Source organism: Achromobacter sp., from assembly GCF_049647645.1.
GTDB lineage: Bacteria > Pseudomonadota > Gammaproteobacteria > Burkholderiales > Burkholderiaceae_B > Achromobacter.
Window position 1 is genome coordinate 1 of record NZ_JBARYB010000022.1, and the last position, 20,891, is coordinate 20,891.

At 65.3% G+C, this 20,891-nt stretch carries 19 protein-coding genes, 1 tRNA gene and 1 pseudogene; 7 read left to right on the forward strand and 14 right to left on the reverse strand.

What is annotated here, in order from left to right; translation table 11 throughout:
* From WBB14_RS02350 to WBB14_RS02360, 3 genes and pseudogenes are all read right to left on the reverse strand, one after another.
* Nucleotides 1-954: pseudogene (locus WBB14_RS02350) on the reverse strand (PD-(D/E)XK nuclease family protein); the annotation flags it as partial.
* A gap of 87 nt (nt 955-1,041) precedes the next feature.
* On the reverse strand, nt 1,042-1,206 hold the full coding sequence (locus WBB14_RS02355) for a hypothetical protein (protein WP_424238402.1): 165 nt from the start codon (nt 1,204-1,206) through the stop codon (nt 1,042-1,044).
* A gap of 23 nt (nt 1,207-1,229) precedes the next feature.
* Nucleotides 1,230-2,429 (reverse strand): MFS transporter, encoded by a 1,200-nt coding sequence (locus WBB14_RS02360; protein WP_424238403.1) that lies wholly within the window; start codon nt 2,427-2,429, stop codon nt 1,230-1,232.
* Between the two features lie 312 nt (nt 2,430-2,741).
* On the opposite strand from WBB14_RS02360, the gene WBB14_RS02365 reads away from it, so the two are divergent.
* A tRNA-Arg gene (locus tag WBB14_RS02365) sits at nt 2,742-2,816 on the forward strand.
* 378 nt (nt 2,817-3,194) lie between these two features.
* Complete coding sequence (pbpG, locus tag WBB14_RS02370) at nt 3,195-4,403, forward strand: D-alanyl-D-alanine endopeptidase (RefSeq protein ID WP_424238404.1); 1,209 nt, start codon at nt 3,195-3,197, stop codon at nt 4,401-4,403.
* 92 nt (nt 4,404-4,495) lie between these two features.
* On the opposite strand, the gene WBB14_RS02375 is transcribed toward pbpG, so the two are convergent.
* Nucleotides 4,496-4,882, reverse strand: coding sequence for a ribbon-helix-helix domain-containing protein (locus WBB14_RS02375; protein ID WP_424238405.1), 387 nt, complete (start codon nt 4,880-4,882; stop codon nt 4,496-4,498).
* 246 nt (nt 4,883-5,128) lie between these two features.
* Between WBB14_RS02375 and adhP the strand changes: the two genes are divergently transcribed.
* On the forward strand, nt 5,129-6,154 hold the full coding sequence (gene adhP, locus WBB14_RS02380) for an alcohol dehydrogenase AdhP (RefSeq protein ID WP_088142178.1): 1,026 nt from the start codon (nt 5,129-5,131) through the stop codon (nt 6,152-6,154).
* A 73-nt stretch (nt 6,155-6,227) separates the two neighbouring features.
* On the opposite strand, the gene WBB14_RS02385 is transcribed toward adhP, so the two are convergent.
* The 4 genes from WBB14_RS02385 to WBB14_RS02400 all read right to left on the reverse strand — a co-directional run bounded on the left by WBB14_RS02385 (nt 6,228) and on the right by WBB14_RS02400 (nt 9,375).
* Complete coding sequence (locus WBB14_RS02385) at nt 6,228-6,806, reverse strand: DJ-1/PfpI family protein (RefSeq protein WP_332011513.1); 579 nt, start codon at nt 6,804-6,806, stop codon at nt 6,228-6,230.
* A 134-nt stretch (nt 6,807-6,940) separates the two neighbouring features.
* On the reverse strand, nt 6,941-7,429 hold the full coding sequence (ybaK, locus tag WBB14_RS02390; protein ID WP_424238406.1) for a Cys-tRNA(Pro) deacylase: 489 nt from the start codon (nt 7,427-7,429) through the stop codon (nt 6,941-6,943).
* A 39-nt stretch (nt 7,430-7,468) separates the two neighbouring features.
* Nucleotides 7,469-8,452: a site-specific tyrosine recombinase XerD gene (xerD, locus tag WBB14_RS02395; RefSeq protein WP_424238407.1), complete on the reverse strand. Its 984-nt coding sequence runs from the start codon at nt 8,450-8,452 to the stop codon at nt 7,469-7,471.
* 17 nt (nt 8,453-8,469) lie between these two features.
* Entirely contained in the window at nt 8,470-9,375 is a 906-nt protein-coding gene (locus WBB14_RS02400; protein WP_424238408.1) for a LysR substrate-binding domain-containing protein, read from the reverse strand.
* A gap of 184 nt (nt 9,376-9,559) precedes the next feature.
* Here WBB14_RS02400 and WBB14_RS02405 point away from each other — a divergent pair, with 184 nt between their 5' ends.
* Together WBB14_RS02405 and WBB14_RS02410 are read left to right on the forward strand one after the other, a co-directional pair.
* A complete protein-coding gene (locus tag WBB14_RS02405; protein WP_424238430.1) occupies nt 9,560-11,242 on the forward strand; it encodes a thiamine pyrophosphate-binding protein in 1,683 nt (560 codons plus the stop codon).
* A gap of 113 nt (nt 11,243-11,355) precedes the next feature.
* Nucleotides 11,356-12,549 (forward strand): acyl-CoA dehydrogenase, encoded by a 1,194-nt coding sequence (locus tag WBB14_RS02410; RefSeq protein ID WP_013395635.1) that lies wholly within the window; start codon nt 11,356-11,358, stop codon nt 12,547-12,549.
* An 87-nt stretch (nt 12,550-12,636) separates the two neighbouring features.
* Here WBB14_RS02410 and WBB14_RS02415 read toward each other — a convergent pair whose 3' ends face one another.
* Nucleotides 12,637-13,692, reverse strand: coding sequence for a nucleotidyl transferase AbiEii/AbiGii toxin family protein (locus tag WBB14_RS02415; RefSeq protein WP_424238409.1), 1,056 nt, complete (start codon nt 13,690-13,692; stop codon nt 12,637-12,639).
* Nucleotides 13,661-14,080: a DUF6088 family protein gene (locus tag WBB14_RS02420; RefSeq protein ID WP_424238410.1), complete on the reverse strand. Its 420-nt coding sequence runs from the start codon at nt 14,078-14,080 to the stop codon at nt 13,661-13,663. Before WBB14_RS02420 ends, WBB14_RS02415 begins: the two co-directional genes overlap by 32 nt.
* Nucleotides 14,081-14,276: 196 nt before the next feature.
* Here WBB14_RS02420 and WBB14_RS02425 point away from each other — a divergent pair, with 196 nt between their 5' ends.
* Both WBB14_RS02425 and WBB14_RS02430 read left to right on the forward strand, forming a co-directional pair.
* Nucleotides 14,277-14,630: a nuclear transport factor 2 family protein gene (locus WBB14_RS02425; protein ID WP_424238411.1), complete on the forward strand. Its 354-nt coding sequence runs from the start codon at nt 14,277-14,279 to the stop codon at nt 14,628-14,630.
* 184 nt (nt 14,631-14,814) lie between these two features.
* Complete coding sequence (locus WBB14_RS02430; RefSeq protein WP_424238412.1) at nt 14,815-15,801, forward strand: TRAP transporter substrate-binding protein; 987 nt, start codon at nt 14,815-14,817, stop codon at nt 15,799-15,801.
* Nucleotides 15,802-15,832: 31 nt separating this feature from the next.
* Here WBB14_RS02430 and WBB14_RS02435 read toward each other — a convergent pair whose 3' ends face one another.
* The 4 genes from WBB14_RS02435 to boxC form a co-directional block, all read right to left on the reverse strand.
* Nucleotides 15,833-16,276 (reverse strand): MaoC family dehydratase, encoded by a 444-nt coding sequence (locus WBB14_RS02435; RefSeq protein WP_424238413.1) that lies wholly within the window; start codon nt 16,274-16,276, stop codon nt 15,833-15,835.
* 68 nt (nt 16,277-16,344) lie between these two features.
* Nucleotides 16,345-17,583: a benzoyl-CoA 2,3-epoxidase subunit BoxA gene (gene boxA / locus WBB14_RS02440; RefSeq protein WP_424238414.1), complete on the reverse strand. Its 1,239-nt coding sequence runs from the start codon at nt 17,581-17,583 to the stop codon at nt 16,345-16,347.
* Between the two features lie 54 nt (nt 17,584-17,637).
* On the reverse strand, nt 17,638-19,065 hold the full coding sequence (gene boxB, locus WBB14_RS02445) for a benzoyl-CoA 2,3-epoxidase subunit BoxB (protein ID WP_173146102.1): 1,428 nt from the start codon (nt 19,063-19,065) through the stop codon (nt 17,638-17,640).
* Between the two features lie 58 nt (nt 19,066-19,123).
* Nucleotides 19,124-20,782, reverse strand: coding sequence for a 2,3-epoxybenzoyl-CoA dihydrolase (gene boxC / locus WBB14_RS02450; RefSeq protein WP_424238415.1), 1,659 nt, complete (start codon nt 20,780-20,782; stop codon nt 19,124-19,126).
* Nucleotides 20,783-20,891 lie beyond the last annotated feature (109 nt).

Genomic DNA, 20,891 nt, shown 5'->3' on the forward strand with positions numbered 1-20,891 from the left:
GCCCTTGCCCGGCGCGCATTCGGCCAGGGCGCGCAACCACGCCAGCGCCGCGCGCGCCATGGGCCATTCGTTCAAGGGCCGGCCCACCGCCACGTTGAAGGCATACGCGGCTTCGCCGCCGCGCCCGGCCAGGGCCTGGCTCAGCACCCGCCGCGCGAAAGGCGATTCCGCCTCCAGCTGGGGCGAGACGATGGCGTAGCGGCCATGCGGATGCGCCTTCAGATGCTCGGCCGCCCAGGCCGCGGCAGCGCGCCATTCCGCGCCTTGATCCGCAGCCTCGAAGCGCCGCGCCGCTGTTGCGACGCGCTGCGCATCGCGCCATTGCGCGACGGCGGCGCCCTGCTCTTCGAAGGCGCGCAGCAGCCGGCGGAATCGCGGCGAGATATCGGTAAACCCTGCCAGCACCAGTTGCTGCGGAATGGGCAGGCGCCCGTCCTCCAGCGCCCGCAGCACGCGCGCGTAGCCCTGATTGGCGTCCTCGGCATCGATGCCGGCCAGCGCCTGGCGATAGCGCATGCGCCATTTCGCGAAGCCGCGGTACTCGTCGGTGTCCGCACCCGAAGGCACCTGCAGTTGCCATTCGTCCATCAGCAGGTCCGCGTCCATTGACAGGCGCGCGGCCTGGCTGGCGTCCAACAGCACGCGTTCGGCTTCTTCCGCGCGGATCGCCTCGGTCCACACCAGCTGCGTGGCGAAGCTGTCCAGCCGATAGGCGGGCACATCGTCATCTGTCTCGAACGCGAGCTCGTTGGCGGCATCGGCCAGCCAGGCGGACAGCGGCAGGATGCGCGGCAATTCGCTGACCTGGCGCTCCTGGCGCAGCAGCCCAGCCAGCTCCAGCGTGAGGCGGCGCGACAGGCGGTTGTTCACCGTCAGCACCAGCGTGTCGGCGGCAGGCATGCCGCCGATGTCCGGCAGCGATAGATCGGGAAAGGAAGGCGAAGAGTCCTGCATGGGTATCCGGAGCGCCCGCCAGAAGCGGCGCGCGATGAGGGAAGAAATACCGCCGTAGGATACCGCGAGGCCGAGCGGAAAACGCTTCTAGAAGCCGCAGAGCGCGGCCAGGTTTTCCCAGTGGATCTGCATTTCCGGCGTGGTGTAGCCCCAGAACGCCAGGCCCATGACGGCAACCAGGGCCAGCGCGCCCGCGATGCGCCAGCCGCGATGGCGGCGGACGGCGGAGGCGGAGTGGGTCGGGGAAGACATCAGCATTCCTGGCAAGCCCGGCCTCAGGCCGGGGCCGGCTGGCCCACCGGCTGTTCGCGCACCGGCAGGCACAGCAGTGCGGCGAGGATGGCCAGCGCCACGCCCAGCCACCAGACTGCATCGTAGTTGCCAGTCTTGGCGTAGGCGTATCCGCCCAGCCACACGCCGATGAAACTGCCCAGTTGGTGGCCCAGGAAGACGATGCCGGACAAGGTGGCCGCATAGCGCAGGCCGTAGATCTGGCCGATCAAACCCTGCGTGAGCGGCACGGTCCCCAGCCAGAACAGCCCCATCCACGCCGCGAAGGCGTACAGCACCCACGGCGACAAGGGCATCCACAACAGCAGCAGGATGCCGAAGGCGCGCATGCCGTACACCACCGCCAAGAGGCGCTTCTTGCTGTACTTGCCGCCCAGCTTGCCAGCATAGAACGAACCCAGCACGTTGAACAGGCCGATCAGCGCGATGGCGGTCGCGCCCTGCCCCGCGCTCAGGCCGCCGTCGCTGACGTAGGCCGGCAGATGCAGCGTGATGAAGGCGGTGTGGAAGCCGCAGACGAAGTAGCTCCAGAACAGGAAGTGGAACGAGGGGTGGCGCACCGCCTGCTTGACCGCCGAGGCGAGCGATTGCTGCGGTCCGCTGTGGGCTTGCGGACGGCCACGCAGGAAATAGGCCAGGGGCGCGCCGCAAGCAACAAACAGCGACAAGACCCACAACGCGCCCGGCCAGTCCAGGCCGCTGATCAGCACCTGTCCCGTTGGCACCACGGCGAACTGGCCCAGGGAGCCGCCGGCGCTGGCGATGCCCATGGCCGTGCTGCGGTAGGCGGGCGGGACCGCGCGCGCCACCACGGGCAGGATCACCGGAAAAGTCGTGCCAGCCTGGCCCAGCCCGACCAGCACGCCGGCCGTCAGGTAGAGCGTGGCTTCGTCGGTGGCGAAGCGCGTTCCTATCATGCCCAGCATGTACAGCACCGCGCCCAGGGCGATGGTGCGGCCCGAACCGTAGCGGTCGGCCATGATGCCCATGAAGATACAGGCCACGCCCCACACCAGGTTTTGCAGCGCGAAGGCCATGGAGAACACTTCGCGCCCCCAGCCCTGCGCCAGCCCCATAGGCTGCATGAAGAGGCCAAAGGTGGCGCGCACCCCCATGGCGAGCAGCACGACCAGCGTGCCCACGATCAGGGTGCGGGTGAAATTCGTATCGGTTTGGCTAGACATGAAACCTGTTCTTCGTTGTTTTGGTTCGCCACCCCCTCCTCGGGGCGGTCCGGCGCGCGCGGCGCAGGACTCGGACATCATATACAAATAGCTTCCGGCCCCAGGCAATAGCCGCGTCGAGCGCCGGGTCCGGGACGCGAGGCTGCGGGCTACGGATTTGGGGCTTGCGCCGCCTGCTGATAGACTTGCGTCCTGCGCCGAAGCCCGTGTCCCCAGTGATAAACTCGGAACTGAAAGATTCGTAGCAATATCAAGGCCTTAGTGAGCAGGCACGGTCCCTTCGACCGGCCGTGCCGCCTGATCAGAAATTGTCTCGCCGTAGTTAAATGGATATAACCGGCCCCTCCTAAGGGTCAATTGGTGGTTCGATTCCACCCGGCGAGGCCACCTTTGGCGTCGATTCCGACGCTTTCCTTCCCCCCAGCATGTTCCCCATCCGCCTGACGCAACTGCTCTCCAGTGAGCACGTTTTGCGCTGCGCCGGCGAGTCGAAAATCTCACTTTCAGCCAGATGAGGGTTAATCCGGGCTACGCTCACGCGCCGCCTGCCGTTAGCTTCTCGGACTTGTCTTGTGACGAATTGAAGCGACCGTCAATACGTCACTATTATTTTTTTCAACGATGATAGCGAATCGCCTTGCGCGCAACTTGAAATTGCTGTTTAAATTCGACGCGTAAGCCTCTAATTCATCTGGATTTTTTCTGACCCGACGAAACGCCGGCTTAAGAAATATTTACTCACAGACTGACAAGCCAGCTCAAACCATGGCATTTCCCTGGAAACGTGCGATTGCGAACGCGATAGCGCCGGTGGCGCTGGCGGTGTGCGCGCTCCTGCCCCCCGCCGCGCAAGCCGCGAAGAATACGGACCCTTGCAAGACCAACGCCAAGTCGTCGGCCTGCAAGGCGCAACAAGCGAAGAAGGCTCCGGCCCCCAAGGCCAGCTCCGGCAAGAGCGCCTCCGGCAAACAGGCCGCCTCCTCCGCCAAGAAAGCTCCCCCCAAATCCTCCGCCGGCAAGAAGGCCGCCGCCCCCAAGGGCGGTAAACAGGTCGCCGCCAAGGGCACGCCGCCCAAGAAGGGCGCCGCCGCCGGCAAGAACGGCAAGCCGAACAAACCGTCGCAGCCGTCGCGCGCGCAACGCGCCGCCGCCGCTGCCGCGCTGGGTTCGGCCGCCATGCCGCCGCCCGCCTCCTCGGTGCGCGCCGAAGCAGCCGCCCTGCGCTCCACCACCGCTTACGTGCAGGACCTGGAAACGTCCACGGTCATCTTCGCCAAGAACGAAAACGTGGTGCGCCCCATCGCTTCCATCTCGAAGCTGATGACCGCCGTCGTCGTGGTCGACGCCAACCTGCCCATGGACGAAATGCTGGAGATCACCGACGAAGACGTCGACGGCCTCAAGCACACCACCTCGCGCCTGCGCGTGGGCACCAAGCTGACGCGCGGCGACATGCTGCACCTGGCGCTGATGTCGTCCGAGAACCGCGCCGCCAACGCGCTGGGCCGCCACTATCCTGGCGGCCTGCCCGCGTTCGTGGCCGCCATGAACGCCAAGGCGCAGGCGCTGGGCATGGCCAGCACCCGCTTCATCGAACCCACCGGCCTGTCCAGCGACAACGTCTCGTCGCCGCACGACTTGGCCCGCTTGCTGCGCGCCGCCTCCCAGCGCCCGCTGATCCACCGCTACTCCACCGATACCGAGTACGAGGTCGAGGTCAACAACCGTACGCAAACGTTCCGCAACACCAACCTGCTGGTGCGCAAGCCCGACTGGGACATCAAGGTGTCGAAGACGGGCTACATCAACGAAGCGGGCGAATGCCTGGTCATGCTGGCCCGCATCAACGGCCGCGACCTGGCCATCGTGCTGCTGGATTCGCAAGGCAAGCTGTCGCGCATCGGCGATGCGGTGCGCATCCGCCGCATCGTGCAGAACGAAGTGGCGATGGCGTCGATTCAGCCCGGCGGCTGAACGCCGGCCGCGGTAGGCGGCAATAGAAACAAAGGGCCCGAAAATTCGGGCCCTTTGTTTTTTGGCGCGGCAGCAGCGCCAGCGCGGACGGCTTACGCGGCCTTGCGTTTGGGGCGCAGGGGCTGGGCGTCGTACAGCGTGGACGGCAGGCCTTCCAGCACGGCTTGGGGATTGAGCGAGCGGATCGGCACGGCCGCGTCCAGCGGGATGCGGCCCTCGGCCTGCAACAGCTGATAGCGCAGGCAGCACACGCGCAGAAACGAGGTGAAGTTGGCGGCCTCGCCCCGGTACTCGATGAGTTCGTCATACAAACGTTCGATCAGCTGCGTCACGCGCATGCCGTCGCGGCCGGCGATTTCTTCCAATACCTGCCAGAACAGCTGCTCCAGCCGCAAGCTGGTGGCCACGCCATGCAGCCGCAACGAACGGGTTTCGGGCGCGTAGGACTGCTCGGTGGCGCGAATGAAGATTTCACACATGGAAGCTCCTGGAACTCGGGTCTGGGCCTTGGGCCTGGGCCGGGATGCATACGGCTGACTGTACGCCGTTTGCGGCGGCCGCGGCAAGACGCGGCGGCGGGTCGGATTCGCCCCCAGGCACTGGCCTCTTTCTGCAACCACACGTTTCCTGCATCGGCGGGCAGTCCCTTCGGTTGATATAAATCATGGTCGGGAAAGCGTCCTCGTTCGAGCATAAGGAATCTTGATCAGACTTCGGAGGCAGTGATGGATAAAACCATGAAAGCAGCGGTTGCACGAGCATTCGGCAAGCCCCTGGCAATCGAAGAAGTCGCGGTGCCGCGCCCGGGTCCGGGCGAATTGCTGGTAAAGATCGAGGCCTGCGGGGTATGCCATACCGACCTGCACGCGGTCGAAGGCGACTGGCCCGTCAAGCCCAACCCGCCGTTCATCCCCGGCCACGAAGGCGTCGGCCACGTGGTGGCGGTGGGCGCCGGCGTCACCCATGTGAAGGAAGGCGACCGCGTTGGCATCCCCTGGCTGTACTCCGCCTGCGGACATTGCGAGCACTGCCTGGGCGGCTGGGAAACCCTGTGCGAACAGCAGCAGAACGCGGGCTATTCGGTGAACGGCGGCTTCGCCGAATATGCGCTGGCCGCGGCCGACTATGTGGGCCTGCTGCCCAAGAACGTCAGCTTCGTGGACATCGCGCCCGTGCTGTGTGCCGGCGTCACCGTCTACAAGGGCCTGAAGATGACGGATACCCGTCCGGGCAACTGGGTGGTGATCTCGGGCATCGGCGGGCTGGGCCATATGGCGGTGCAGTACGCCAAGGCCATGGGGCTGAACGTGGCCGCGGTGGACATCGACGACGCCAAGCTGGACTTCGCCCGCCGCCTGGGCGCCGAAGTCACGGTCAACGCCAAGACCACCGATCCCGCCGCCTACCTGAAGCGTGAAATCGGCGGCGCGCATGGCGCGCTGATCACGGCGGTATCGCCCAAGGCCTTCGAGCAGGCGCTGGGCATGGTGCGACGCGGCGGCACGGTGGCGCTAAACGGGCTGCCGCCGGGCGACTTCCCGCTGTCGATCTTCGACATGGTGCTCAACGGCGTCACCGTGCGCGGCTCCATCGTGGGTTCACGCCTGGATCTGCAGGAATCGCTGCAGTTCGCCGAAGAGGGCAAGGTACACGCCACCGTCGCCACCGAAAGCCTGGAGAACATCAATAACGTGTTCGACCGCATGCGCCGCGGCCAGATCGAAGGTCGCATCGTGCTCGATTTCGCCTGATCGGCGCGCACTAACGGAAAGCGCCTGGGGCGGCAAGATTGCCGCCCCAGGCGCTTTTCCTGGTTGCTGGAGATCAGTGCGTGATCTTGGTGCCCAGCACCGCCAGGAATTGCGACATCCAGGCCGGATGCGCAGGCCACGCCGGCGCCGTCACCAGGTTGCCATCGGTGTAGGCCTGATCGATGCCGATCTCGGCGTAGGTGCCGCCTGCCAGGCGCACTTCCGGCGCGCACGCGGGATAGGCGGAGCAGGTGCGGCCCTTCAGGATTCCGGCCGCAGCCAGCAGTTGCGCGCCGTGGCAGACCGCCGCGATAGGCTTGCCGGCCTGGTCGAAGGCGCGCACGATGTCCAGCACCTTTTCGTTCAGGCGCAGATATTCCGGCGCGCGGCCGCCCGGGATCACCAAGCCGTCGTATGAGGCCGGCTCGACGCGGTCGAAGTCGTAGTTGAGCGCAAAATTGTGGCCGCGCTTTTCGGTGTAGGTCTGCGCGCCTTCGAAATCATGGATGGCGGTGGCAATGGTGTCGCCCGCCTTCTTGTCCGGGCATACCGCGTGCACCGTGTGCCCCACCGTCAGCAGGGTCTGGTACGGCACCATGGTTTCATAGTCCTCGGCGTAGTCGCCGACCAGCATCAACAGTCGCTTGCTCATGTTTGTCTCCTAGGGATGGCGGAAAGCCGGTTCAGCGCCCGTGGCGGGCTCCGGTTCTTGCTCTACGCCCCTATTGTGGCGCGGCCGCCAGCCCAGGAGGTGGTATGGGAATACCACGTCCGGACAAGGGCGACCTACTCCAGCGCGACGGACACGCCCTTGGCGCCCAGCAGCGCGACCAGCACTTTAGGGTCGATGCCGATCAGATACCCGCGCCGCCCGCCGTTGATGTAGACCACGGGGTAATCCAGCACTTCCGCCTCGACCCATACCGGCATTTTCTTGCGCGTGCCGAAGGGCGAGGTGCCCCCCACCTGGTAGCCCGAATGGCGCTGCGCCACCTCGGGCTTGCAGGGTTCGACCCGCTTGAGGCCCGCCTGGCGCGCCAGGTTCTTGGTGGAGACCTCGCGGTCGCCGTGCATGACGACGATCAGGGGCTTGGCGGACTCGTCCTCCATCACCAGGGTCTTGACCACCGCATGCGGATCCAGCCCCAGCTGGCGCGCAGCTTCGCCGGCGCCGCCGTGGTCCACATAGTCGTAGGTGTGTTCCGTGTAGGCGACCTTGTGCTGCTTGAGGAACTGGGTGGCGGGCGTTTCCGAAACGTGGCGGGCTTTGCTCATGGGAATGCGTGAAGAAAGAAGTATGGAAACCGCGTCAGGCTAGCCGCGCGGATGGTGCGCCGCGTGCAGCGCCTTCAGGCGTTCGCGCGCGACGTGCGTGTAGATCTGCGTGGTGGAAATGTCGGCATGCCCCAGCAGCATCTGCACCACGCGCAGGTCGGCGCCGTGGTTCAGCAGGTGGGTGGCGAAGGCGTGCCGCAGCACGTGCGGCGACAGCGGCGCGCGCACGTCGGCCAGCAGGGCGTACTTCTTCACCAGTTGCCAGAAAGCCTGGCGCGACATCGCTTCGGCCCGGCCGGTGATGAAGAGCGCATCGCTCACGCGTCCGGCCGCCAGCTCCGGCCGCGCTGACTTGAGGTAGCGGTCGATCCAATGCGCGGCCTCGGCGCCCAGCGGCACCAGCCGGTCCTTGCCACCCTTGCCCAGCACCACCCGCACCACGCCTTCATTCAGGCTCACGTCGAGCGCGCGCACGCTTACCAGCTCGGACACGCGCAACCCCGTGGCGTACAACGTTTCCAGCATGGCGCGGTCGCGCAGGCCGCGGGCCTGCTCCAGGTCGGGCGCGCGCAGCAAGGCGTCCACCTGCTGCTCGGACAAGGTCTTGGGCATGCGCGGCGGCTGCTTGGCGGCGATCAGCGTCAGGCAGGGATCGCATTCGGCACGGTGTTCGCGCAAGGCCCAGGCGTAGAAGCGGCGCAACGCGGCCAGCCTGCGGTTGGCGGTGGTGGCGCGGGTTTCCTCGTGGCGGAAGGCGAACCACGCTTCGATGTCGGCCTTGCCTGCATCGCGCAGGGGCTTGGCGGGCCCCGCGGGCAGCGCATGGGCCTGCGCGGTATCGCCATGGCGGTCGGCCATTTCGCGCGCATAGGCCTCGGGATCTTCCAGCCAGCGGGCAAAGCCGGTCAGGTCGCGCCGGTAGGCGGCCAGGGTGTTGGCCGACAAGCCGTCCTCGAGCCATACGGCGTCGATGAAGGCGTCGATATCGGCCTGGGATTCAAGTGGCGGGCGGGATGCGGACATGGCTGGGATTCTACGGCTCAGCGTTCGCCCACGCCGGCAGCGGCAGTCTTCAGCCAACTCTCGAAGACTTTCAGCGCTTCGGAGCGTTCGCTGCGTTGTGGATAGCCAAAGTAATAGCCCTGGCTGACCGCCAGCGATTGGGGCACCGGCATCACCAGCGTACCTTGGTCCAGCGCGGGCTGGGCCAGGAAGCGCGGCATCAGCCCTACTCCCAGGCCGGCCTGCACCGCCGCCATCACCATGGTGAAGAGCTCGTAGCGCGGCCCGCCAGCGGCTTGCGGACCGTACAGGTGGCTATTGGCCCCATACCATTGCCGCCAGGCGTCCGGCCGCGACGCCAGATGCAGATGGGTCATGCCGGACAGCGCGCTGGCGCCCGGCTCCGCCACGCGTTGCGCCAACTCCGGCGCGCACACCGGCACCAGCTCCCGCTCGGGAAACAACAGCACGCCCTGGGTGCCCGGCCACACTCCGTCCCCGTGATACAGCGCGCCGTCGAAGGGCTGGTCCTTGAACTGGAACGGCAGCGTGCGCACGGACAGGCTGACCGTGATGTCGCCGTGCTCGCGCTGGAAGCCCGCCAGGCGCGGTATCAGCCAGGTCGTCGCCAGCGTGGGCACCACGGCGATATGGATGCTGCGGCCCATGCCGGTGCGGCTGACCAGGCCGAACGTGTCTTTTTCGATCTGGTCCAGGTGGTGCCGGATGCGGCCGGCGTACTCCGCCCCGTGGTCGGTCAGCACGATGCGCCGCCGCACCCGGGTGAACAGCTGCACGCCCAGGCGCGACTCCAGGCTGGCCACCTGCCGGTAGACCGCGCTGTGCGTCAGGGACAGTTCTTCCGCCGCGCGGGAAAAGCTGCCCAGGCGGGCCGAAGCTTCAAACGCCTGCAGGGCGCTCAGGTTGGGAATGCCGTTTCTCATGGAGCGGGAACCGCCAGATGCCGGCGGGCGCCGCCGCGCCCCGTCACGCGGTTTTCGCCGCGGCGCAGCATGGCAGGTCGTGCCGGTGGGTCAATAGATTGTGCAATTTTATCAATTGCCTTGTGCGATCAAGGAACATTATGCTCGGATGTCCTAACCTCGGCTCATCATGACTACCACCCCCATGTCCCAGCAAGAATCCCGCCTTGGCGGACACATCCTGGTCGACCAGCTGGTTGCACAGGGCGTCAAACATGTTTTCTGCGTCCCTGGCGAAAGCTATCTGGCAGTGCTGGACGGCCTGCACGATGCGGACATCAAGGTCACGGTGTGCCGCCAGGAAGGCGGCGCGGCCATGATGGCCGACGCCCACGGCAAGCTGACCGGCGAACCCGGCATCTGCATGGTGACCCGCGGCCCGGGCGCGTCCAACGCGCTGGCCGGCGTGCACATCGCCAAGCAGGACTCCACCCCCCTGATCCTCTTCGTCGGCCAGATCGAGCGCGGCATGCGCGAACGCGAGGCCTTCCAGGAAATGGACTACCGCGCCGTGTTCGGCACGCAGGCCAAGTGGGTCACCGAGATCGACCAGGTCGAACGCATCCCCGAACTGGTGTCGCGCGCCTTCCACATCGCCACCTCGGGCCGTCCCGGCCCGGTGGTGATCGCGCTGCCGGAAGACATGCTGGTCGAAGCCGCCAAGGTGGCCGACGCGCCGCGCTACGAGGTCATCGATTCCGCCCCCACGGCCGGCCAACTGGCCGACCTGGAAAAGCTGCTGGCCGAGGCCAAGAGCCCGGTCGCGATCCTGGGCGGCACGCGCTGGGACGCCCGCGCGGTACAGCAATTCGCCGATTTCGCGCAGCGCCACGCGCTGCCCACGGCGGTGTCCTTCCGCCGCCAGATGCTGTTCCCGGCCGACCATCCCTGCTTCATCGGCGACGTGGGCCTGGGCATCAACCCGGCGCTGCTCAAGCGCGTCGCCGATGCGGACCTGATCCTGCTGGTGGGCGGCCGCATGTCGGAGAACCCCAGCCAGGCCTACACCCTGCTGGACATCCCCGTACCCAAGCAGAAGCTGGTGCACGTGCATCCCGACACCGCCGAACTGGGACGCGTCTACCGCGCCACCCTGGCCATCAACACCTCGCCCGCCGCCTTCACGCAGGCGCTGGCCGGCCTGAAGACCCCGGCCCAGCCCGCCTGGGCCGCCGGCACGCAAGCCATGCGCGAGTCGTACCTGAAATGGAGCGACCCCGGCGCCATCACGACGCCAGGCGCGCTGCAAATGGGCCAGGTCATGGCCTACCTGGAAAAGACGCTGCCGGCCGACGCCATCATGACCAACGGCGCCGGCAACTACGCCACCTGGCTGCACCGCTTCCACCGTTTTACGCGCTTCGGCACGCAACTGGCGCCCACCTCGGGCTCCATGGGCTACGGCCTGCCCGCGGCCGTAGGCGCCAAACGCGTCTCGCCCGACAAGACCGTGGTCTGCTTCGCCGGCGACGGCTGCTTCCTGATGCATGGCCAGGAATTCGCGACCGCGGTGCAGTACGACCTGCCCATCGTCGTGGTGCTGGTGGACAACGGCATGTACGGCACGATCCGCATGCACCAGGAAAAGCACTACCCCGGCCGCATTTCCGCGACCGAGCTGAAGAATCCGGACTTCGCCGACTACGCGCGCGCCTTCGGCGGCCACGGCGAACGCGTCGAGACCACCGAGCAATTCGGCCCGGCCTTCGAACGCGCCCTGGCCAGCGGCAAGCCGGCCATCCTGCATTGCTTCATCGATCCGGAAACCATCACCCCGGGCACGACCCTGGAAAAGATCCGCGACGCCGCGCTCAAGGCGCAGCACTAAAGGCGGGACGGAACGGCGGCGCCGCGCGCCGGCCGTTCCAATCGCTGCTTGCCGCCCGAATTATTTTAGGTTTAAACTTTCTAGCATTCCGAAATCCATAGCGGAGACCCTGCATGTCCTCGAATCCTTCCTTTCACTGGCAAGACCCCCTGTTGCTGGACCAGCAACTGACCGACGAAGAACGCATGGTGCGCGACGCCGCCCTGGCCTATTCGCAGGACAAGCTCGCCCCGCGCGTGCTGAACGCGTTCCGCAATGAACAGACCGACCCGGCCATCTTCTCCGAAATGGGCGAACTGGGCCTGCTGGGCGCCACCATCCCCGTCGAGTACGGCGGCGCCGGCCTGAACTACGTCAGCTACGGCCTGATCGCCCGCGAAGTCGAACGCATCGACTCCGGCTACCGCTCCATGATGAGCGTGCAGTCGTCCCTGGTGATGGTGCCCATCAATGAATTCGGCAGCGAAGCGCAAAAGCAGAAGTACCTGCCCAAGCTGGCCCGCGGCGAATGGATCGGCTGCTTCGGCCTGACCGAACCCAACCACGGCTCCGACCCCGGCGGCATGGAAACCCGCGCCGTCAAGACGGCCGACGGCTACAAGGTTTCCGGCAACAAGATGTGGATCACCAACTCCCCCATCGCGGACGTGTTCGTGGTGTGGGCCAAGTGCGTCGGCGGCGACTTCGACGGCAAGATCCGCGGCTTCATCCTGGAAAAGGGCATGAAGGGCCTGTCGGCCCCGGCCATCCACGGCAAGGTCGGCCTGCGCGCCTCGATCACCGGCGAAATCGTCATGGACGAAGTGGAAATTTCCGCTGACCAGATGATGCCCGGCGTGTCCGGCCTGAAGGGTCCGTTCACCTGCCTGAACTCGGCCCGCTACGGCATCGCCTGGGGCGCCATCGGCGCCGCCGAAGCCTGCTGGCACACCGCCCGCCAGTACACGCTGGACCGCAAGCAATTCGGCCGTCCGCTGGCCGCCAACCAGCTGATCCAGAAGAAGCTGGCCGACATGCAGACCGACATCACCCTGGCCCTGCAAGGCTGCCTGCGCCTGGGCCGCATGAAGGACGAAGGCACCGCCGCCGTCGAAATCACCTCCATCATGAAGCGCAATTCCTGCGGCAAGGCGCTGGACATCGCCCGCCTGGCGCGCGACATGCTCGGCGGCAACGGCATCTCCGATGAATTCGGCGTGGCCCGCCACCTGGTGAACCTGGAAGTGGTCAACACCTACGAAGGCACCCACGACGTGCACGCCCTGATCCTGGGCCGCGCGCAGACCGGCATCCAGGCGTTCTATTGATCGCCTGATCGGCCACAAAGCCCAAGCCGCCCTTCTGGGGCGGCTTTTTTTGGTTCATCACGCATACCGGCACCCTTGTCATTCCATTCAGGCGTGGCCATCAAGCAGGCCCTCTGCGGCACTAGCGAAAGCTGCATAACAGGTCTGGAAATCCGGCTTGTGCGCGGCATAGAGCAGCGGCTTCAAGCGCCGCTCGAAATTTGCCCTTAGCCCTTCATCGACGGCAACAACGGCCAATGTCCGCCGAAGCACCGCATACGGATCTCGATCAAACTCGGGATGCTGGCCCAGGAATTCCTCCACATCTTTCTTGACCAAGCCGGCAAAGATCCGACGGGCAGCCTCCAAGGCATCAGGCCGACTTCCCGCAATGCGCCAGACGTCGTAGATATGACGGACCAAAGCGGTATCGAACTCGCCACGTTGATGCCCGTCCCAGTTCCAGGCGCAACGGCGCAGTAGTGACAACACCTTCTCTGCCAGCGTCTCGGCCACCGTAATGCACGCCATGGAAAAGCGAAGAGGCATTTCGCGGGGAACGAAGCCATCTAGCATGTATCCCATTTCGCGCATTTCAGCCGCCAACACGGGAGGACGGTGTATCAGCTCAAGCTTGAGTTCGGGACGCAGTGCGCCAGACACGTCCTGGAAATACGCCGCATACGAAACCGATAGACAGTAATAACGGCGGCTGTCACGCGACACAGGATTCTCGCCATTGTCATGGACCGTGAGTTGGAAGCCCGCCTCCGCGAGACGCCGCCCTACCTCCCTATGCAAATGGCCCAATCGCGCCCGGTCTGTGTGCCCGTCCTGCAGGACGTAACCCTCCGGTACCACTTCCAGCTCAACTTTGATGTCGATATCTTCAGACATCCGCTCTATGAGACCGTGCGCTTTCGAAAGGCATGTCCCGCCCGCGAAGACCAATCTTGTAGCCACGAAGATAGACACGGGCTCGGAATCACCCTTTTTTCGGTCCTTCTGATGCGCAATGTGCGTGACCTTGATCTGGGCCAGAACCCGCAGTGCGTCAGTGATGTGCAGGTCTTTTTCCGCGACGGAAGCCGGCAAGTTTCCCAGCAGCCCGGCCGTGGCGGCGTCTTCAATATCAGACTTCAGCTCGTCTGGAATTTTTTTCATACGTCAGCGTGCTGTTCCCCACCGTCACTTTCCGAGTGATGCGCCGGCGCCCCGTATTGACAGTCGCATCCATGGGAATCTGAGTCGATTGGCCACTGTTGTATTCAGTCACGAGCGCGCTGGGTTCCACAGAGATCCTGAGCTTGCGGAAAAGCTCTGCCGCAATCATTTCCAACGTTCCCGCGGGAGTTGGCTTGCCGGTGTACTTGTTAATGCGGGCCTTGGCAAAAGCCCCCTTGCTTACACGAACAAGCCTGCCCTCATCCACAAAGCGGGCCAAGACACGTCCGATCTGAGAATCGCTCGCCATCTCAGCGAAGTCTGAGCGCAAGACCACGACGCTTGCACGCTGCTTGATCGATCGACTCATGCGATCTTCCAGTTTCATACTTTACCTCCGACAGAGAGCGCAATGTCGATAGTCACCTTAATCCATAACTATCATTTTTCCCAGTAATTACAGTATATTACATTGCAAAAACCACGCACTAATGCGCAGTTTTTGTTATTTCCAGATGGCAATGGCTGCCACCACGCACATTGCACATCCAACGTAAGTCCGTCCATGCACAAAGGATACTCACGTGACTCCGCGTCAGCTTGTCGAAGAATGGGTCGCGCGGTTCAATGCCGCCGATGCCGGCGGCCTGGCCGAGCTCTACGATGAGGCGGCAGTAAACCACCAGGTCACCCAGGAACCCATCGTCGGACGCGATGCCATACGGGCGATGTTCGAACGCGAGTTTGCCCAGGCCGACATGACCTGCATCGTGGAAGCGATCCACGAAGCCGGCGAGGTCGTCGCCCTGGAGTGGCGCGATCCCCTGGGCTTGCGCGGCTGCGGGTTCTTCACCGTGCGCGCGGGCAGGATCGTGTTCCAACGAGGTTACTGGGACAAACTGTCTTTCCTGAAGATGCACGACTTGCCCATCGAGTAACTGCCGCGCAGCCTCCATGGCGCCGCAATCATCCCCAAAAAGCCCCCGCATTGCCGAAAGCCCGTATAGGCGAGTCCTTGCACAAGCCGTACGCTTTGCGGCATCGGCCAGGCACAGGCTCCGGCGCCCCCGCGCCGTCCCGCGTGTCCGGACCAGGTTTCCTCCACGCGACCAGGAGCCGCGCATGCAAGGCTGTCCTTCTTTCCGTCTGATGACGGGCATCGCCATGGCGTTCGTCGCCCATGGCGCCTACGCCGCCACCACCCTCACGATGACCACCGAGTACCCGGCCACCTCCATGCCGGGGCAAGGCGTGACCACCTTTGCCGAGCTGGTCCGCGCCAAGACGGCCGGCAGCGTGGTCATTGATGCCAGCTATGACGCCTCCAAGGGGATCAAGTCGGGCGACATGATAGATGCCGTTGAAACGCGCAAGGTGGACGCGGGCGATGCCTTCGCCGGCGCGCTCGCCACCAAGTACCCCTTGTTCGGCGTGTCGTCGCTGCCGTTCCTGGCGGACTCCCTGTCCAAGGCCCGCAATCTGAACAAAGCCGCCCGGCCCGCGTATGAAAAGCTGCTGGCGGCGCACGGGCAGAAGCTGCTCTACACCACGCCCTGGCCCGCGTCCGGCATCTGGTCCAAGCAGAAGCTGGACAGCGTCGCGGCACTGAAGGGCTTGAGCATACGCACCTACGACGCCACGTCGCAGGACGTCATGCAAAAGGCCGGCGCCCGCGCGCAGAACATTTCCTTCGCCGATGCGATGCCGCTGATCGCCTCGGGCGAAGTAAACGCGGTGCTGTCATCGGGCGACGGCGGCGCGGGCCGCAAGCTGTGGGAGCATCTGCCCAACTTCGCCGAAATCAACTATGCCATGCCGATCTCGGTGGCGACGATGAACCTGCAGGCGTATCAGGCGCTGGATGCGCGCACGCGCCGCGCGATCGACCAGGCAGCGGCGCAGACGGAAACCGAACAGTGGAAGCGCATCGAGGGGCGCTTGCAGCAGAACTACGCCAGCATGCGCAAGAACGGAGTGGCGATCAATACGTCGGTGCCGCTGCCCGTGCGCAAGGCGCTGAAGGACGCGGCAGCGGACTCGGTCAAGACCTGGAAAGCCGCGGCCGGGCCCGAGGCTACGGCCATCCTGAAGCAGGCGGGCAAGCGCTAGCGCCACGCCGCCCGGCCCATTGGCGCCAGCCTCAGTTCTCGCCCGAAAGATCGAACAGGCTGGTCGCGTCCAGTTCCAGCACGCCTTCGTCGTGCTGGTTCAGGACCGTCCAGGCCCAGGTGATGATGCCCAGGTCCGGGCGCGATGACGACGTGCGCACGCCCTGCACGCGCGCTTCCAGGCGCAGCGTGTCGCCGGGACGCACCGGCGTGCGCCAGCGCACTTCGCCCAGGCCGGGGGAGCCGAAGGATTCGGAATCGTGCAGCGCCGCGTCCACCGCCATGCGCATGGCCAGCGCGCAGGTATGCCAGCCGCTGGCGATCAGCCCGCCCCAGCGGCCTTCCGAGGCGCGCTTGGGATCGGTGTGGAACCACTGGGGATCGAACTTGCGTGCGAACTCCAGGATCTCGGCTTCCGTCACGCTGACCGGACCGCCCTTGATGACCATGCCGTCCTTGAACTCGGCGAACTTCATTTGTGGTTTTCCCCCGCAAATGCAATCGGCGCGCCATGGCGCGCCGATTGCCACGCATGTTTGTGGATTCAGTACGTTTCGAAATGCAGGCGCCCTTCGCGGCGCAATGCATCATGCAGGATAGACCAATCCTGGCCCGCTTGCAGCGTCACCTCGCGCAGGGCGTCCAGCACGCCAAGCTCCATGCCCTTCAGGCCGCACACGTAGATGCAGGTGTTGCGGTCCGCCAGCAGTTCGCGCACGGCGCCTGCGCGGTCGCGGATCAGGTCCTGCACATAGCGCTTGGGTTGTCCGGCTTCGCGCGACAGCGCCAGATTGATGTCGATGAAGTCGCGCGGCAGCTTCATCAGCGGCCCGAAGTACGGCAGCTCGCGCTCGGTGCGCGCGCCGAAGAACAGCAATAGCCGGCCGTTTTCACCGGTCTCGATACGGCGCCGGTAGCGCTCGGTCATGGCGCGCATGGGGGCCGAACCCGTGCCGGTGCAGATCATGATCAGATTGGCGCGAGGGTGGTTGGGCATCAGGAAGGTGTTGCCGAACGGTCCGATCACCTGCACCTTGTCGTTCTTGGCCAGGTCGCACAGATAGTTCGAGCACACGCCGTGGGCCGCGGCGCCGGCATGGTCCTCGGTGACGCGCTTCACCGTCAGGGAAAGATTGTTGTAGCCGGCGCGTTCGCCGTCGCGCGGACTGGCCAGCGAATACTGGCGCGCGTGGTGCGCCCGACCCTGGGCATCCAGGCCCGGCGGCAGGATGCCGATGGACTGCCCCTCCAGCACCGGGAACGGCAGTTCGCCGAAGTCGAGCACGATATGGTGGATGTCGCTTTCGGTATCCGCGCCTGTCACGCGATAGTTGCCGACCACGGTCGCCGTCATCGGCGCCTTGTGCGTGTACAGGTTGACGTAGGGATGGGCGGCGGACCAGGGCGGAACCGTGGCGCCAGGCGCGGCGGACAACGGCGGCGCGATGGCTGCCTCGGTTGCATCAGGCGCATTGCTTGCGGGCGCGGCAGCCATCGCTTCCGGCAGCGCCTTCTCGCCCGGCAGTTCTTCCCAGCCCAGTTGCTCCTGCAGGCCATAGGCTTCAGTGCGCACCATCAGCCGCCAATTGTCGATGGCTCCCGTGGGACAAGGCGGCACGCAGGCCATGCAGCCGTTGCAGATCTCGGGATCCACCACGTAGTTGTTCGAATCGTGGGTGATCGCCTTGATCGGACAGGTTTCTTCGCAGGTATTGCAGCGGATGCAGATCTCGGGATCGATCAGATGCTGCTTCAGGACTTCTGCTGGTAAGGGAGCGTTCATCTTGGTCTTCCCCATGCTCCGGTAGGCGGCCGCGGGCGCGGCCGCCGCCCCGCTTTAGTTGAAACGGACGTAGTCGAAATTCACCGGCTGGCGGTTGATGCCCATGACCGGCGGCGCGATCCAGTTGGCGAACTTGCCCGGCTCGGTGACGCGCCCCATCAGCGACGCGACGAAGGCGCGGTCCTCGGGCGTGGGCAGCCACTTGTGGCTGTTGGCCTGCCATTGCGACTCGGAAAGGATCTCGCCTTCAGGCGACATGCGGATGCCGGCCAGCGTGCCGATCTGGCGGTTGAAGGCCTTGTGCGGCACCTGCAGCCGGAACGGCACGCCGCTTTTTTCGATGACCTTGTTCCAGCGGCCGATGCCGGCGACCGAATCGCGGATGAAATCGTCGCGCAGCACTTCGTTCAAGGCGTTCAGCATCGGCACCTCGGTCTCGCGCAACTGGCCGTTTTCCACCGTCAGCACGCGGTAGGTGTCGTTCTTCAACTGGTGGTCGTCGGTGCGCTTGCTCTCTTCGTAGCGGCCTTTCAGGCCCGAGCCGTAGAAGATGGCGGCATTGGACGACTGGTCCGCGCCGAACAGGTCGATGGTGACGCTGTAATGGAAGTTCAGGTAGCGCTGGATGGTGGGCAGGTCGATCACGCCGGCCGCGCGCACGCTGGCCGGATCGTCGGTCTTGAGCTGGTTCATGACCTCGCAGGTGCGCTGGATGACGCGCGAGATGCCGGACTCGCCCACGAACATATGGTGCGCTTCCTCGGTCAGCATGAACTTGGTGGTGCGCGCCAGCGGATCGAAGCTGGACTCCGCCAACGCGCACAGCTGGAACTTGCCGTCGCGGTCGGTGAAGTAGGTGAACATGTAGAAGGCCAGCCAGTCGGGGGTCTTCTCGTTGAATGCGCCCAGGATGCGCGGGTTGTCGGAATCCCCCGAGCTGCGTTGAAGCAACGCATCGGCTTCTTCGCGGCCGTCGCGGCCGAAGTAGCGGTGCAGCAGATAGACCATGGCCCACAGGTGGCGGCCTTCCTCGACGTTGATCTGGAACAGGTTGCGCAGGTCGTACTGCGACGGCGCAGTCAGGCCCAGATGGCGCTGTTGCTCGATCGAGGCCGGCTCGGTATCGCCCTGCGTGACGATGATGCGGCGCAGGTTGGCGCGGTGCTCGCCGGGCACGTCCTGCCAGACGTCGCGGCCCATGTTTTCGCCGAAATGGATCTTGCGCTGGCCGTCCTGCGGCGCCAGGAAAATGCCCCAGCGGTAGTCCGGCATCTTGACGTGGTTGAAGTGCGCCCAGCCGTCGGGCTGCACGCTGACCGCCGTGCGCAGGTAGACGTCAAAGCCATGGGAGCCATCGGGCCCCATGTCCTGCCACCATTGCAGGTAATTCGGCTGCCAATGTTCCAGCGCGCGCTGCAAGGTGCGGTCGCCGGACAGATTGACGTTGTTGGGGATCTTATCGGTGTAATTGATTCCAGACATGTCTCGCTCCTGTTCCTGTGGGGTGGCCGCGGTCACGCGGCGCGGTGTCGCGGGGCCGTCAGACCCGGTTCCAGTCGAATGCGGCCTGCTCGCCCTTGCCGTAGAGCTTGAGCGCGCCCTTGTCGCCGGCGGCGTTGGGGCGGTTGAAGATCCAGTTCTGCCACGCGGTGAGGCGGCCGAAGATGCGGGTCTCCATCGTTTCCTTGCCGCCGAAACGCAGGTTGGCCTCCAGGCCGGTCAGGGCGTCGGGCGAGAGCGCGCGGCGCTCTTCCAGCATCATCCGCACCTCGTCGTCCCAATCGATGTTGTCCGGCGCGTAGGTGACCAGGCCCAATTCCAGCGCATCGGTGGCCGACAGCGGCTGGTCGGCGCGCGCCCGGACCGCTTCCAGGGGGCTTTCCTCTTCGTAGAAGCGGCGCTGCAACCGGCTCTGGCCGTTGACCATCGGATAGGCGCCGAAATTGCGCGCACCCACCACGATTTGCGCGGGCGCGGACTCGTCCTCGTTGTCCAGCATGTAGCTGCGGTCTGCGGCCAGCGCCAGTTCCAGCAAGGTGCCGGCAAAGCAGGAGCTCGGCTCGATCAACGCGAACAGGCTGCGCGAGGTAACGTCCAGGCGCGCCAGCGTGCGGCGCAGCATGCCGGCCGTTTCGCGCACGAACCAGTGGTCCGCGTGCCGTTCCAGGGCGGCATCGGCGGCCAATACCAGCGCGGCGTCGCCCTCGGTCTTGATGATCCAGGTGCCGATGTCCAGCTCGTTGGTGCGCAGGGTCAGGATGGCGTCGTCCAGTTCGCGCGCCATCTGCAAGGGCCACCAGTTGGCGCCCGCGGCGACGATGTCCCGCAGTTCAGACTCCACCGCGCCTTCGGGCGCGCGCACCGTCCAGGTGGCCTGGCGCTTCTCGCGATCCAACTGGATACCCACGTAGCGGTAGGCAAGGCCGTCGGCGCTTTCGGTGCGCTGCACGGGCGTCAGCGCGATGCCTTGCTCACCGGCCGGGCGGTCGCTGCCCTGCGCCAGCGCCTGCGCGCGTTCGCTCACGGCCGCCTCGAAACGGGCCGGCTTGACCACCTCGTCCACCAGGCGCCAGTCCTTGGCGCGCTGGCCGCGCACGCCCTCGACCAGGGTGCAGAAAATGTCGGCATGGTCGTGGCGCACGCGGCGCTTGTCAGTGACGCGGGTCAGGCCGCCGGTGCCCGGCAGCACGCCCAGCAGCGGCACCTCGGGCAGTGCGACGGCGGAAGAGCGGTCATCGATCAGCATGATCTCGTCGCAGGCCAGCGCCAGCTCATAACCGCCCCCGGCGCAGGCGCCATTGAGCGCGGCGATGAACTTCAGCCCACTATGGCGGCTGGAGTCCTCGATGCCGTTGCGGGTTTCGTTGGTGAACTTGCAGAAGTTCACCTTCCAGGCGTGCGAGGACAAGCCCAGCATGAAGATATTGGCGCCGGAACAGAAAATGCGGTCCTTCATGCTGGTCACGACCACGGTGCGCACTTCCGGATGCTCGAAGCGGATGCGCTGCAAGGCATCGTGCAGTTCGATGTCCACGCCCAGGTCGTAGGAATTCAGCTTGAGCTTGTAGCCCGGACGCAGCCCGCCGTCTTCGGCGACATCCATGGCCAGCGTGGCAACCGGGCCGTCGAAGCTCAGGCGCCAGTGGCGGTACTGCTCGGGGTCGGTACGGAAATCAACCCGGTTGAGGGTGCTGCTCATAGTGTGTCTCCTCGTACGCCTGCCAAAACAGGAAAAATACTGCACTACATGAATTATTGTGCAGATTAGAGGACAAAAAAAGCCCCGTCAAGCGGGGCATGCACAAAAA